The sequence below is a fragment of the Escherichia sp. KTE172 genome (assembly GCF_000408845.1).
Lineage (GTDB): Bacteria > Pseudomonadota > Gammaproteobacteria > Enterobacterales > Enterobacteriaceae > Escherichia > Escherichia coli.
The window spans coordinates 4,846,570-4,861,263 of sequence record NZ_KE137316.1; the positions used below are offsets into that span (position 1 = coordinate 4,846,570).

General features: G+C 52.9%; 12 protein-coding genes. 3 read left to right on the top strand and 9 right to left on the bottom strand.

All coding sequences use genetic code 11. From position 1 onward, the window contains the following. Positions 1 to 108: 108 nt before the first annotated feature. Both G434_RS01475 and amiD read left to right on the top strand, forming a co-directional pair. Positions 109 to 432, top strand: coding sequence for a heavy metal-binding domain-containing protein (locus tag G434_RS01475; protein ID WP_001160737.1), 324 nt, complete (start codon positions 109 to 111; stop codon positions 430 to 432). Continuing rightward, positions 429 to 1,259, top strand: a complete 831-nt coding sequence (gene amiD / locus G434_RS01470) for an N-acetylmuramoyl-L-alanine amidase AmiD (protein ID WP_001255163.1) — start codon at positions 429 to 431, stop codon at positions 1,257 to 1,259. Before G434_RS01475 ends, amiD begins: the two co-directional genes overlap by 4 nt. On the opposite strand, the gene G434_RS01465 is transcribed toward amiD, so the two are convergent. The 8 genes from G434_RS01465 to aqpZ form a co-directional block, all read right to left on the bottom strand. Continuing rightward, positions 1,256 to 2,269, bottom strand: coding sequence for an NAD-dependent epimerase/dehydratase family protein (locus tag G434_RS01465; protein WP_001305933.1), 1,014 nt, complete (start codon positions 2,267 to 2,269; stop codon positions 1,256 to 1,258). The two genes, amiD and G434_RS01465, sit on opposite strands and share 4 nt — an antisense overlap. 98 nt (positions 2,270 to 2,367) lie before the next feature. After that, positions 2,368 to 3,798 (bottom strand): SDR family oxidoreductase, encoded by a 1,431-nt coding sequence (locus G434_RS01460; protein WP_001136543.1) that lies wholly within the window; start codon positions 3,796 to 3,798, stop codon positions 2,368 to 2,370. Between the two features lie 10 nt (positions 3,799 to 3,808). Continuing rightward, a complete protein-coding gene (gene ltaE, locus G434_RS01455; protein ID WP_000566383.1) occupies positions 3,809 to 4,810 on the bottom strand; it encodes a low-specificity L-threonine aldolase in 1,002 nt (333 codons plus the stop codon). Between the two features lie 36 nt (positions 4,811 to 4,846). Further along, positions 4,847 to 6,565: a ubiquinone-dependent pyruvate dehydrogenase gene (poxB, locus tag G434_RS01450; RefSeq protein WP_000815359.1), complete on the bottom strand. Its 1,719-nt coding sequence runs from the start codon at positions 6,563 to 6,565 to the stop codon at positions 4,847 to 4,849. 132 nt (positions 6,566 to 6,697) lie between these two features. Further along, a complete protein-coding gene (hcr, locus tag G434_RS01445) occupies positions 6,698 to 7,666 on the bottom strand; it encodes an NADH oxidoreductase (protein ID WP_000178665.1) in 969 nt (322 codons plus the stop codon). A gap of 11 nt (positions 7,667 to 7,677) precedes the next feature. Next, positions 7,678 to 9,330 carry a hydroxylamine reductase gene (gene hcp, locus G434_RS01440; RefSeq protein WP_000458817.1) on the bottom strand — a complete coding sequence of 551 codons (1,653 nt, stop codon included), beginning with the start codon at positions 9,328 to 9,330 and terminating at the stop codon, positions 7,678 to 7,680. Positions 9,331 to 9,473: 143 nt separating this feature from the next. Further along, a complete protein-coding gene (gene lysO, locus G434_RS01435; RefSeq protein WP_001309383.1) occupies positions 9,474 to 10,373 on the bottom strand; it encodes an L-lysine exporter LysO in 900 nt (299 codons plus the stop codon). Between the two features lie 483 nt (positions 10,374 to 10,856). After that, positions 10,857 to 11,552: an aquaporin Z gene (gene aqpZ / locus G434_RS01430; protein WP_000488716.1), complete on the bottom strand. Its 696-nt coding sequence runs from the start codon at positions 11,550 to 11,552 to the stop codon at positions 10,857 to 10,859. Positions 11,553 to 11,977: 425 nt separating this feature from the next. Here aqpZ and G434_RS01425 point away from each other — a divergent pair, with 425 nt between their 5' ends. Beyond that, on the top strand, positions 11,978 to 13,636 hold the full coding sequence (locus G434_RS01425; RefSeq protein WP_000599806.1) for an ATP-dependent endonuclease: 1,659 nt from the start codon (positions 11,978 to 11,980) through the stop codon (positions 13,634 to 13,636). On the opposite strand, the gene G434_RS01420 is transcribed toward G434_RS01425, so the two are convergent. Next, positions 13,633 to 14,589 carry a VirK/YbjX family protein gene (locus G434_RS01420; protein WP_001355621.1) on the bottom strand — a complete coding sequence of 319 codons (957 nt, stop codon included), beginning with the start codon at positions 14,587 to 14,589 and terminating at the stop codon, positions 13,633 to 13,635. The two genes, G434_RS01425 and G434_RS01420, sit on opposite strands and share 4 nt — an antisense overlap. Positions 14,590 to 14,694 lie beyond the last annotated feature (105 nt).

Consider the following 14,694-nt stretch of genomic DNA (forward strand, 5'->3'; position numbering starts at 1 on the left):
GACACAATGAGATGATTTCCTAAACTGATCAAAACCTTCTTCCCAACATGGCATATCAGTCCGATAATGCTTTAGAGATCGAAGGCTTAACAAACAAGGAGATCGATCATGCAATTTTCTACAACCCCAACTCTGGAAGGCCAGACCATCGTCGAATATTGCGGTGTGGTGACCGGCGAAGCGATTTTAGGTGCCAATATTTTCCGTGATTTCTTTGCCGGTATCCGCGATATCGTTGGTGGACGCTCCGGTGCCTACGAAAAAGAGCTACGTAAAGCGCGGGAGATCGCCTTTGAGGAACTAGGCTCCCAGGCGCGGGCACTGGGGGCCGATGCCGTGGTTGGTATTGATATCGACTACGAAACGGTCGGGCAAAACGGCAGTATGCTGATGGTTAGCGTCAGCGGTACGGCGGTGAAAACGCGTCGATGAGAAGAGTCTTTTGGCTGGTCGCCGCCGCTCTGTTACTGGCAGGGTGTGCAGGCGAAAAAGGCATTGTCGAGAAAGAGGGATATCAGCTTGATACCCGACGCCAGGCGCAGGCGGCGTATCCTCGCATTAAAGTGCTGGTGATCCACTACACCGCAGATGATTTTGATAGCTCGCTGGCGACACTGACCGATAAGCAGGTCAGCTCGCATTATCTGGTCCCTGCGGTACCACCGCGATACAACGGTAAACCGCGCATCTGGCAACTGGTGCCGGAAGAAGAACTGGCCTGGCATGCGGGGATTAGCGCCTGGCGCGGGGCAACGCGCCTTAACGACACCTCTATTGGCATTGAGCTGGAAAACCGTGGCTGGCAGAAATCAGCCGGAGTGAAATATTTTGCCCCGTTTGAACAGGCACAGATTCAGGCGCTTATTCCGCTGGCGAAAGATATTATTGCCCGTTATCACATCAAGCCGGAAAACGTAGTGGCACATGCGGATATTGCGCCGCAGCGCAAAGACGATCCGGGGCCGTTATTCCCCTGGCAACAACTGGCGCAGCAGGGGATTGGTGCCTGGCCGGATGCGCAGCGGGTGAACTTTTACCTTGCCGGGCGCGCGCCGCACACACCGGTAGATACCGCGTCATTGCTGGAGCTTTTGGCGCGCTACGGTTATGACGTTAAACCTGATATGACACCGCGCGAGCAGCGGCGCGTGATTATGGCGTTCCAGATGCATTTCCGCCCGACGTTATACAACGGCGAAGCGGATGCAGAAACTCAGGCGATTGCCGAAGCGTTGCTGGAGAAATACGGGCAGGATTAGCGCGGCAGTTTTCCGTGGTCGCGTAGCCAGGCGGCAGTTTTCTCGATACCTTCATCCAGGGTGAGGACTGGTTGATAACCTAACTCTTCCTGCGCACGCGTAATATCCAGCGTAAAGTCAAAATTCAACTTGGAGACGCCGTAGTGGGTCAGCGGCGGCTCTTTTGCTGACTTGCGGCCTAAACGCTCCATGCTGCGGGCGATCATATCCAGCATCGGGTAGGGGACGGAACGAATACGACAGTCAATATTCAACTCGTCGATCAGCTTCTGCACGATGCTGCGCAGTGTGCGATGCTCGCCATTGGTGATGTTGTACACACGCCCGGAAGGTAGCTTATCGCAGGCTTCCTGGCTTGCCAGCCACATGGCGTGCACGGCATTTTCATAGTAGGTCATATCCACCAGCGCACTGCCGCCGTGCGGTAACAGAATGCTGCCATAGTGGTGCATCATATGCGCCAGACGGGGAATAAAGACTTTATCGTGCGGTCCGAACAGACTTTGTGGGCGCAGAATAGTAAAGCGCGTTTGTGGATTCGCCTGCGAAAGCATATTGATCACCTCTTCGCTGGCTGCTTTGCTGCGGGCAAACTCGTTGGCGAAGCGGTGAGGGCGAAAATCTTCTTTAATATCGCGATGGTGGTGATAATCGAAGTACAGGGAGGGGGAAGAGATATGAATAAAGTTACGCACACCCCAGGCGACAGCCCATTCACCCAGGCGGCGAGTGGCGCGAACGTTAGCCAGATCGAAAGCCTGTTGTGTCCCCCAGGGCGAGGTAAAGCTGGAGCAGTGCCACAGCGTATCAATGCCCGCGAGCATCACTTTAGCTTGTGATGAGACCAGCTCGGTCAGATCCGCCGGAACAAACTCTGCGCCCATTTTTTCCAGCAATTTACCCATTGCCTCGTTGCGACCGGTCGCTCGCACGCTGATGCCTTTCTGGCATAAAAACTCTACCGCGTTTCGACCTAAGCCGCTGGTGGCGCCGGTAACCAGTACCTTCATATCAATCCACTGTTGTTGAGAAAATGACGTGCGCATTCTTCCGTGATTTCCCCCATGATGCAATGGGAAACATGAAAGAATAACGCAGGTTTTGTCGATTAATCTGTGCTTTGTTCTGCCAGTCTGGCGATTTGTTTTGCCATTCCGCGAAAAATAAACAGATGCGCGGGGATCATCAATAACCAGTAAAACAGCCCCGGCATACCGTGCGGATGCCAGAATGCGCGAACATCGATAGTACGATAGTCGCCTTTATCTTCCAGGGTAAAACACAGTCGTCCCAGCCCCGGCGCTTTCATGCCAAATAACAGCGTAAGTTGTTTTTCCGGTTCAACGACAATCACTTTCCAGCTATCCACCGCATCGCCGGTCTGCAAATATTCACGCTCCGGGCGGCCTTTCGCCAGCTTATGACCGATCGCGCGGTCCATCAACGCCCGGGTTTGCCACAAAATATTGCCAAAGAAATAACGCTCTTTACCGCCGATTTGATTCACCACCTGCCATAAAGCCGCAAGGCTGGCGGACGTTTTAACGGTAAACCCCGCCTGTTTGGCGAAATAACCGTACTCCGGTCGCCAGCGGGCAAAGGCCTGAGCGTCGTATCCCCAGTCGCTGGAGTTGACCAGCTTTTCTTCCTCTTTCAGGGTGCGACGTACCGCGTCATCGAAAGCGATCAGCCGTTGTGGGATGAGTGCACGTAGCGCGGTGTCATCCGCCAGCAGATCGTGTTTCAGCCCCTGAATCAACGCCCTGGCGGTGGTGGGCGGTACGGAAGTAATCACATTGAGAAACCACACCGAAATCCAGCGGGTCGGGAGGGGGATGGGGATCAACCAGCGGCGCTTACCGCTCACCGCCATAAAATGTTCAAACTGTTGCTGATAACTGAGCACTTCTGGTCCGGCGGCTTCGAAGATGCGATGTTCGCTGGCCGGATGATCTAACAGCGCCACCAGATAGTGCAGCAAGTTTTCCAGCGCGATGGGCGTGGTGCGTGAACGAACCCAGCGTGGCGGCGTTAACACTGGCAGGTTGTAGACCATATCGCGCATGACTTCGAACGCCGCTGAACCTGCACCAACGATTATTCCGGCACGCAATTCGGTCACCGGGACACCCGCTTCACGAAGAATATCCGCCGTAGCCTGACGGGCACGCAGATGGTCCGACTGCTCATGTGGCGGGGCCTGCAACGAACTGAGAAAGATTAATTGCTTAACTGGGACTTCACGTAGCGCATCGCGGACGTTGAGAGCCACCTGGCGCTCCTGAGCGATAAAATCGCCGCCTTCGCCCATGCTGTGCACCAGAAAATAGACCGTATCGATATCCTGCAACAGGGCCGGAAGGTTATCCGGCCAGCTGAGATCGACTTTATGGCAACTGACATTTGCCAGTTGCAGCTTTGCAAGCCTGTCGACATGACGTGCCGCCGCCAGGATCTGATGCCCCTGCTGGCTGAGTGTTCGCACCAGATGCTGACCAATGTAGCCACTGGCACCGAGAACTAAAATGCGTTGCGGCACGTCTCCCTCCTTAACGCGCCAGGAATGCGCGCCAGTGGGCGGCGACTTCCGCCAGCTGAGTGCGCGAGACGTCAAGATGGGTCACCAGGCGGACAATCGGCGAGGCGTTAATCAGCACGTTTCTCGCTTTCATGTATTCGCCTAACGCGGCAGCATTTTCTTCCCCGACGCGAACAAACAGCATATTGGTGTCCTGACGCATCACATCCGCGCCTGCTTCACGCAACTGCTCCGCCATCCAGGCGGCGTTGTCGTGGTCTTCCTGTAAGCGCGCGACGTTATTTTTCAGGGCATACATCCCGGCGGCAGCCAGAATGCCGGACTGGCGCATTCCGCCACCGGTCATTTTCCGCCAGCGGATGGCACGTTTAATGTAATCACGATTACCGACCAGTAACGAGCCGACTGGCGTCCCAAGTCCTTTCGACAGGCAAATGGTGAACGAATCACAATATTGCGTGATCTCTTTCAGTTCGCAGCCGTAAGCCACCACGGCATTAAAGATGCGCGCACCGTCAACATGCAGCGCCAGATTGCGCTCGCGAGTAAATTCCCATGCTTCTTTCAGGTATTCTCGCGGCAACACTTTGCCGTTGTGAGTGTTTTCCAGACTGAGTAATTTGGTGCGGGCGAAATGGATATCGTCGGGTTTGATTTTCATCGCCACTTTATCCAGCGGTAGCGTGCCGTCGGCAGCCGCGTCGATGGGTTGCGGTTGAATACTGCCCAGCACCGCCGCGCCACCGGCTTCAAACAGATAGTTATGCGCGGCCTGACCGACAATATACTCTTCGCCGCGTTCACAGTGACTGAGCAGAGCGACCAGGTTGGCCTGAGTGCCGGTAGGCAGAAAAATGGCGGCTTCTTTACCGGAAAGCTCTGCTGCATAGTCCTGCAGAGCATTAACGGTAGGGTCGTCTCCGTAAACGTCGTCCCCAACCGGGGCGGCCATCATCGCTTCGAGCATGGCGCGGCTCGGTCGGGTAACGGTATCACTGCGTAAATCAATCATGGCATGTCCTTATTATGACGGGAAATGCCACCCTTTTTACCTTAGCCAGTTTGTTTTCGCCAGTTCGATCACTTCATCACCGCGTCCGCTGATGATTGCGCGCAACATATACAGGCTAAAACCTTTGGCCTGTTCGAGTTTGATCTGCGGTGGAATGGCTAATTCTTCTTTGGCGACCACCACATCCACCAGCACCGGACCGTCGATGGAAAAGGCGCGTTGCAGGGCTTCATCGACTTCAGAGGCTTTTTCCACGCGAATACCCGTAATTCCGCACGCTTCGGCAATGCGGGCAAAGTTGGTGTCATGTAGTTCGGTGCCGTCAGTCAAATAGCCACCAGCTTTCATCTCCATCGCCACAAAGCCCAGCACGCTGTTATTAAAGACGATAATTTTCACCGGCAGTTTCATCTGCACTACTGAGAGGAAATCGCCCATCAACATGCTAAAACCGCCATCGCCGCACATGGCGACCACCTGACGTTCCGGCTCGGTTGCCTGAGCACCCAGCGCCTGCGGCATGGCGTTAGCCATCGAACCGTGGTTAAACGAACCTAACAGACGACGCTTGCCGTTCATTTTCAGATAACGTGCCGCCCACACCGTTGGCGTACCAACGTCACAGGTAAAGATGGCGTCATCGGCGGCAAAATGACTAATTTGCTGCGCCAGATATTGCGGGTGAATGGCTTTCTCGCTCGGTTTAGCTAAATCGTCCAGCCCTTTGCGGGCGTCGCGGTAATCTTCCAGCGCTTTATCCAGAAACTTGCGATCGGCTTTTTCTTCCACCAGTGGAAGCAATGCACGCAGAGTCGACTTGATATCGCCGACCAGTGCCATATCCACCTTGCTGTGAGCGCCGATGCTGGCTGGGTTGATATCAATCTGAATGATTTTGGCATCGGTCGGGTAGAAGGCGCGGTAGGGGAACTGAGTACCGAGTAGCACTAACGTGTCGGCGTTCATCATGGTATGGAAACCTGACGAGAAGCCAATTAATCCCGTCATTCCGACATCATACGGATTATCGTATTCGACATGTTCTTTACCGCGCAGGGCATGAACAATAGGCGCTTTAATTTTCCCGGCAAACTCAACTAACTCTTTATGCGCCCCCGCGCAGCCGCTGCCACACATCAGGGCGATATTGCTGGAATAACGCAGCAGTTGCGCCAGTTTGCGTAACTCTTCTTCTTCCGGCGTCACGACTGGTTGTGGCGCATGATACCAGTGCGTGGTTGCCCCTTCTGGCGCAGGTTTTAACGCCACGTCGCCCGGTAATACAACAACGGAAACGCCACGGTTAAGCACCGCTTTGCGCATGGCAATCGCCAGCACTTGTGGGATCTGCTCCGGGCTGGAAACCAGCTCGCAATAGTGACTACATTCGCGGAATAGCTCTTGTGGGTGGGTTTCCTGGAAATAGCCGCTGCCAATTTCGCTGGAGGGAATATGAGCGGCAATCGCCAGTACCGGAACGTGATTGCGGTGGCAATCAAACAGGCCGTTGATTAAGTGCAGGTTTCCGGGGCCGCACGATCCGGCACAGACCGCCAGTTCTCCTGAAAGTTGTGCTTCAGCGCCAGCGGCAAAGGCCGCCACTTCTTCATGGCGGGTGGACATCCACTCGATGGTGCCCATGCGATTAAGACTGTCACTAAGACCGTTCAGAGAGTCGCCCGTGACTCCCCAGATGCGTTTCACGCCTGCCGATTCGAGTGTTTTGGCGATATAAGCTGCAACCGTTTGTTTCATGGTTCTCCATCTCCTGAATGTGATAACGGTAACAAGTTTAGTTCATCTGACGGAGGGGGAAGGGATGGGGGAAAAAGGAGGCACTAACGGTTAAATAGCCCGATGAAAGGAATATCATCGGGCATAAGGCGATTATGCGAGAACCAAATCCCCCTGCGGATGGCAGGAGCAGGCCAGTACGTAACCTTCAGCGATTTCGGCGTCGGTCAGCGTCATTGTGCTGCTCACCGTATATTCACCGGAAACCACTTTCGTCTTACAGCAGCCGCAAACACCCGCACGGCAGGCAGCGACAACCGGAACTTTATTGCTTTCCAGCGCCTCCAGTAGCGTGGTGCCAACCGGGGCGTAAAATTCTCGTGCCGGTTGCAGTTTGGTGAATTTCAGACCGCTGGTCGCCGCTTCCGCTACTGGGGTGAAGAATTTCTCTTTAAAGAAACGCGTCACGCCGAGCGCTTTCACTTCCTGCTCTACCCAATCCATATACGGAGCCGGGCCGCAGGTCATCACGGTACGTGAAGCTAAGTCAGGGACACCTGCCAGCAGTTCGCGAGTGAGACGACCAGCGATAAAGCCTTCGGTAACGTTATTTTCTGCCACCAGCGTCACCGGATAGTTGCGCCACTCATCGGCGAAAATAACATCCTGCGGCGAACGCATGTTGTAGATCACCTGCACATCGGCCTGCGGACGGTTCTTCGCCAGCCAGCGACGCATCGACATAATCGGCGTGACGCCGCAGCCTGCCGCCAGCAACAGGAATTTATCTTCTGCTTTATCGTCGCAGGTAAATTCCCCCATTGCGTCTGAAAGCCAGAGATAATCACCGCGTTTTACATCGCGCGTCAGCCACTGGGAGCCGACTCCGTCATCAATCCGCCGCACAGTCAGGGTGATGTATTCACTCACGCCTGGCGTGGAGGAAATGGTGTAAGCACGCAGCGTTTCCGCTGAGTTACGCACGCTGACCAGTGCATATTGCCCGGCGCGATATGGGTAGTAATCGTGGCAAATCAGGGAAATCGTCCACACATCCGGCGTTTCTTGCGTAATGTGATGAACCTGCATCCGCCACGGGCATTGATTCGTTGGCATCGTCATCGACAAACTCCTTACGCGCTCAACAGTTGCTTCATGTCTTCTTCAACAGTGGTGATAGAACGCAGGCCGAATTTCTCGTTCAGCACCGCCAGCAGGTCTGGTGTCAGGAAACCAGGTGCAGTCGGGCCGGTGACGATATTTTTCACACCCAGAGAAAGCAGTGTCAGCAGAATGACAATCGCTTTCTGTTCAAACCAGGAGAGCACCAGTGACAGCGGCAGATCGTTGACACCGCAGCCCAGTTTTTCTGCCAGCGTTACCGCCAGAATAATTGCTGAGTAAGCATCGTTACACTGACCAGCATCCACCAGACGCGGCAGACCTTCGATATCGCCAAACTCGAGTTTGTTAAAGCGATATTTACCACAGGCGAGAGTGAGGATCAGGCAGTCATCCGGCACGCTGGTGGCGAAATCGGTGAAGTAGTGACGCTCGCCGCGTGCGCCGTCACAGCCGCCAAGCAGGAAGATATGACGCAGTTTTTCACGGCTTACCAGATCAATCAGCGTATCCGCTGCGCCAAGCAGCGTTTGACGACCAAAGCCCACGGTGATCAGGTGCGGAATTTCGCTGTACGGGAAGCCTGCCATTTGTTGCGCCTGGGCAATGACCGCAGAGAAATCTTCGCCATCCAGATGACGCACACCCGGCCAGCCAACGATGCTGCGGGTCCAGATACGATCGTCATAAGCGCCTACGGTTGGGTCGATGATGCAGTTCGAGGTCATCACGATGGGGCCAGGGAAACGAGCGAACTCCACTTGCTGATTCTGCCAGCCGCTGCCGTAGTTACCGACCAGATGCTTGAATTTACGCAGCTCCGGGTAGCCATGCGCAGGCAGCATTTCGCCGTGGGTGTAGACATTAACGCCCGTGCCTTCGGTCTGTTCCAGCAGGTTGTAGAGATCTTTGAGATCGTGACCGGAAATCAGAATGCATTTACCCGCCGTCGCTTTGACGTTGACCTGGGTTGGGGTCGGGTGACCGTATTTACCGGTTTCGCCTGCGTCCAGAATGCTCATCACTTTGAAGTTCATCTGGCCGATTTCCATTGAACACTCAAGAAGCGCGTTCATATCGGCAGGCCAGGTTCCCAGCCACGCCATGATTTTATGGTACTGGGCATAAATATCGTTGTCGTATTGACCGAGAACATGCGCGTGTTCCATATAGGCCGCCGCACCTTTCAGGCCATATAGGCACAGCAGGCGCAGGCCGAGAATGTTTTCGCCAATCGCCGCTTTATCTTTGTTAGGGGTAAATTCTGCTGCCTGACGTTGCAGCTCGCCAAGATCATCGCTCACCAGTTGCAGGTCAGCCATCGGGTTATCGACGCGGGCGTTGGCATCTACAGCCAGGCATTGTGCTTTCAGCGCCTCGCGCAGGGCAATCGCTTCACGAGCGTAGCCGACTATACGCGGAGAATCGAAGTTAACGTTGGTCAGGGTTGAGAAAAATGCGCGTGGCGCAAAGCTGTCTACATCGTGGTTGATGATGCCGTATTCACGCGCTTTTACCGCCCAGGCCGAAAGCCCTTGCAGCGCCGCGATGAGTAAATCCTGAAGGTCAGAGGTTTCCGCCGTTTTACCACACATCCCCTGCGCGTATGAGCAGCCGTTTCCTGCCGGAGTACGGATAGTTTGTTCACATTGCACACAAAACATGATCACACCTTTTAAAGTTATATTTAATATACATGTTTAAGGTTAAGACGCTTAACGCGGGGATAAAAGGGATTTTTCATGCAACTTTAAGGGAGATTGATTTAGCGCAATTTTGGCGGCAGGGATCTACCGCCAGAGAGGTATTACGCGGAAAAAAAGGCGATGAGGATCGGCACTAACAGACTAAGAATAAAACCGTGAACAATCGCCGCCGGGACCATATCCAGCCCGCCAGTACGTTGAAGAACGGGCAGGGTGAAATCCATTGATGTGGCACCGCATAAGCCCAGTGCGGTAGAGCGGCTGCGGCGAATCAGCCCAGGGATCAACATAATTGCAATCAGCTCACGGGCCAGATCATTAAAAAACGCCGCGCTCCCGATTACCGGACCAAAAGATTCAGTCAATAAAATACCGGAAAGAGAATACCAGCCGAAACCAGAGGCCATTGCCAGCGCGGTATTGATGGGAAGATCAAGAATAAAGGCGTTAATTAAACCACCAGTTAATGAACTGGCAACCACCACCACGGCGACAATCATTCCCCGGCGATTAAGGACAATCTGCTTTAAGGTCATGCCATTATTGCGCAACTGAATACCGACGAGGAAAAGTAGCAGAATTAAGGTGTATTCACTGGCTTCGGTCGCATGTTGTAAGAAAGCCAGTCCACTCAGGCCAATGGCAAAACCAATCACTACTACGCCGCACAGTTTTAGCGACTCCAGCGCCATCGCAATACGCGACGGGAGTTTTTCTTGCTGATGGTGATTGCGCCATGGCAGGCCTCGCTCCAGCCACATAAGGGCGGCAATATTACACAGTAAAATAACGGTAATACTGACGGCGGAATAATGCAGAATCGCCAACAGGTTACTGGCGAGGTTATCGAGAAACGCCAGACTGATACCCATAAAAAAGAGAATAAGGTAAACCATCCAGCTTAATAGCTGATTAATAACTCTTAATGCAGCTTTTTGGCGAAGAGGAATGAGGTAACCCACAATCAGGGGAACCAGAATGATTAACAGCCCAGAAAACATGAAAACCCAGTCCTTGCAAAGATGAAGTCGAAATGCGCGATGACACACTACTGAAAGCGGAAGGACGAGTAAAGTTGCAATTAAAAGGAAATGTTATGCATAAGGATCGGTAGGGTATTCATTTTCATTTAAAGATATTCTTGCGCTTTAATTACAAACCGCACCGGTGTTGGTGGCGTCAAAATCGCCGAGGCGTTCCCTGAAGGCCGGGGCAGCCCACATGGATGTGGGCTGAGGGCGCGTTTTACAGGGATGTTACCTCGCGCCCGACCCGGTAGCCGCAAGGGATAAGTCGAGGGCACCGCGCAGCGGCGATTTTGTTCGCCAGAGCCCGGGGGTGCAGGGGGCGGCGGCGATTGGCCGCCCCCTGCGCGCTCCCTGCGCCAGTGACTATATGTGGCTTAACACATCAAGGAGCGCAACAGGAAGATGAATCAATATATTTAAAAAAGGCCTGACATTGCGCCAGGCCTTCTGCGTTAATTAATTACGTTTTTCCAGCAGGGTCCGGTAAATCAGACCACCGATAATGCCGCCGACAATTGGCACCACCCAGAAGAACCACAGTTGTTCTAATGCCCAGCCGCCCTGGAAGATAGCAACCGCGGTGCTGCGCGCCGGGTTAACAGAAGTGTTAGTCACCGGAATACTGATTAAGTGAATCAGGGTTAAGGCCAGACCAATAGCGATCGGCGCAAAACCAGCAGGAGCGAATTTGTCGGTTGCGCCGTGGATCACCAGCAGGAAACCTGCACTCAATACCAGTTCAACTACCAGTGCGGAAAGCATGGAATAACCGCCTGGCGAATGCTCGCCATAACCGTTAGAAGCAAAACCGCTGGCTGCCGCGTCAAAACCCGTTTTACCACTGGCAATTAAATACAGCAGCGCCGCCGCAACAATACCGCCGACAACCTGGGCAATTACGTAGCCAACGACTTCTTTTGCCGGGAAACGTCCGCCAGCCCATAAACCAATAGTGACCGCCGGGTTAAAATGACCACCAGAAATATGACCAACTGCAAAGGCCATCGTCAGAACGGTCAGACCGAATGCCAGCGCCACGCCGGCAAAACCAATGCCTAATTCCGGGAAGCCTGCGGCCAGTACGGCACTACCACAGCCACCAAAAACAAGCCAGAAAGTACCAAAACATTCAGCTGCTAATTTTCTGAACATATCCACCTCAATTAAAAATTGACCCTGTGAAAAATATGGTCGTTTTATAGGGTCGTCGTAAAAAAGTGACGACGGAAATAATGCGCGGCTATTTTAAAAACGAAGGCGAGTCATTCACCAGATAAATAAATCCAGTAAATTTGATTTAGGGCAACAGCGGGTTGCCCCATATAGTCATTTGTCTGATTGACAGTGTAGTGCAAGCAAAAGATTTAATCCTTTAGGCGTAATAAAAAATAATTTATCATGCTAATTATTTGATTTTGTTGTTTTTGCAGGCTTATCAGCAAGAGGGAGTATAACGCGATTATTCGCTCATTTTTCAGACATTTGCCATGCTTAAATGTGATGTCATCACGTATTAGCATGGCCTTTCCCGTTATACTGCCAGCGTAAAGGATAAGTCACATATTTCTGGAGGGGATATGATTCTTGAGCGCGTTGAAATTGTGGGTTTTCGCGGTATCAACCGTTTGTCGTTGATGCTGGAACAAAACAACGTCCTGATTGGGGAGAACGCGTGGGGTAAATCCAGCTTGCTGGACGCCTTAACCCTGCTGCTATCGCCAGAATCAGATCTCTACCATTTTGAGCGCGACGATTTCTGGTTCCCGCCGGGAGATATCAACGGGCGAGAACATCATCTGCATATTATTTTGACCTTCCGCGAATCGCTGCCAGGCCGACATCGGGTTCGCCGCTATCGGCCGCTGGAAGCGTGCTGGACGCCATGCACTGATGGCTATCACCGTATTTTTTATCGTCTGGAAGGGGAGAGTGCGGAAGACGGCAGCGTGATGACACTGCGCAGTTTTCTCGATAAAGACGGACATCCGATTGATGTCGAGGATATTAACGACCAGGCACGCCATCTGGTGCGTTTAATGCCGGTGCTGCGCTTGCGTGATGCCCGTTTTATGCGCCGTATTCGTAACGGCACGGTGCCAAATGTCCCTAATGTGGAAGTCACCGCGCGCCAGCTCGATTTCCTCGCCCGTGAGTTATCCTCACATCCGCAAAATCTCTCTGATGGGCAGATTCGTCAGGGACTTTCCGCAATGGTACAGCTGCTTGAGCATTATTTCTCTGAGCAGGGGGCCGGACAGGCGCGATATCGTTTAATGCGGCGGCGAGCCAGCAATGAGCAACGAAGCTGGCGCTATCTGGATATCATCAACCGGATGATTGACCGACCTGGAGGGCGCTCGTATCGGGTTATTTTGCTCGGCCTGTTTGCTACTTTGTTGCAGGCAAAAGGCACATTGCGACTGGATAAAGACGCCCGTCCATTGTTGCTGATCGAAGATCCAGAAACCCGTTTACACCCCATTATGCTTTCAGTTGCCTGGCATCTGTTGAATCTTCTGCCATTGCAGCGCATTGCCACCACCAACTCGGGTGAGTTGCTTTCGTTAACGCCGGTAGAGCATGTTTGCCGACTGGTACGTGAGTCCTCGCGCGTTGCCGCCTGGCGTCTGGGGCCGAGTGGTTTGAGTACCGAAGATAGCCGACGCATCTCTTTCCACATTCGTTTTAATCGTCCATCATCGCTGTTTGCACGCTGCTGGCTGCTGGTGGAAGGGGAAACGGAAACCTGGGTTATCAATGAACTGGCGCGTCAGTGCGGACATCATTTTGATGCTGAAGGGATCAAGGTCATTGAGTTTGCCCAGTCCGGGCTAAAGCCACTGGTTAAATTTGCCCGGCGAATGGGGATTGAATGGCATGTACTGGTCGATGGCGATGAAGCAGGGAAGAAATATGCCGCTACGGTACGCAGCCTGTTGAATAACGATCGGGAAGCCGAACGAGAACATTTAACGGCGTTACCGGCGCTGGATATGGAACATTTTATGTATCGCCAGGGATTTTCCGATGTGTTCCACCGCGTGGCGCAAATCCCGGAAAATGTACCGATGAATCTGCGCAAAATTATCTCGAAAGCGATCCATCGCTCTTCCAAACCCGATCTTGCCATTGAAGTGGCAATGGAGGCAGGACGTCGTGGTGTGGATTCCGTACCGACGCTGCTGAAAAAAATGTTCTCACGCGTGCTGTGGCTGGCGCGCGGTCGCGCGGATTAACCGCGAAACATCGTGGCCATTTGTGGCTGAATAGCGTCGAGCATCTCATAGCGCCGACGGTATTCAGCCCGTTTTTTACTGGCGATTTCGGCAATCTCTTTTCGTGCTATCTGTGCTGGAAGGCGGTAATGGCGTTCAGCATCACATACGCCGCCAACCGACTCCCAGAACGCGTTGTAATCAGCATGGATCTTGCCTTCTTTATCGCGATAACGCAGGCTGCGGTAAATATGTGTTTCATTGCTGACGGCAATGATCTGCTCTACCTGCAAACGTTGGGCAAACAGACAGGCCGCTTCCATCACAAGGCGTTTGGGAAATAGCCCGTGGCAGGCTTTCGTCGCATTCTGGATTTCCTGATGTGGAATTTCCCATTTTGCGCCTTGCAGTCCGCCAATAAACATTGTTCTTTTCCCCTGATATTCACACAGGGTAAACGTGATCTCTGCCAGAGGAATACCTTCGCTGTTGCGGAACAGGATTGTACTGTCACCTTCTTTATCCATTGAGATCATCATGGTCAGCTCAAGTGTGAACTGCTCGCCGTTTTTGCCTTCCAGCTTCGCCAGTTGCAGCCCGGGGGTATTCAAATATAAGCTGAATTCTTCCGCCGACATACACCCGCGGAGTAACGCATAATGGTAACGTAACGCCTCCAGCAATTGCTTACGGCTAAGATTCGCCGCAAGGTAAGGGCGATGCAGACGCACAGGCAGTCGCGGCTGGCGCGTTAACAACACATTGAGATTAGGCCAGTGGGAAAGTTCGTTCATCCACTCAACGCTTAAACGCGGCATAATCAACGAGCGCAGCAAAAATTTCTGGCGAAAACTACGGCGATGCCAGAATTTACCCGGCCGACACTGTCCACGTGCCAGACTAAGAAAAAGTGACAGGCTGCTGAGAGATTCAGATGGCGTAAAGGTCCGTTCAGTTAGCTGCGACATATTCATGAAATCAATGGTTATACATGACGTCGATTTCACCATTGCGTATCTTAACCAAACATCAATAGTGTGATTACTAACGTAAATTTTAGGGTTTTGTTGATATTTCGT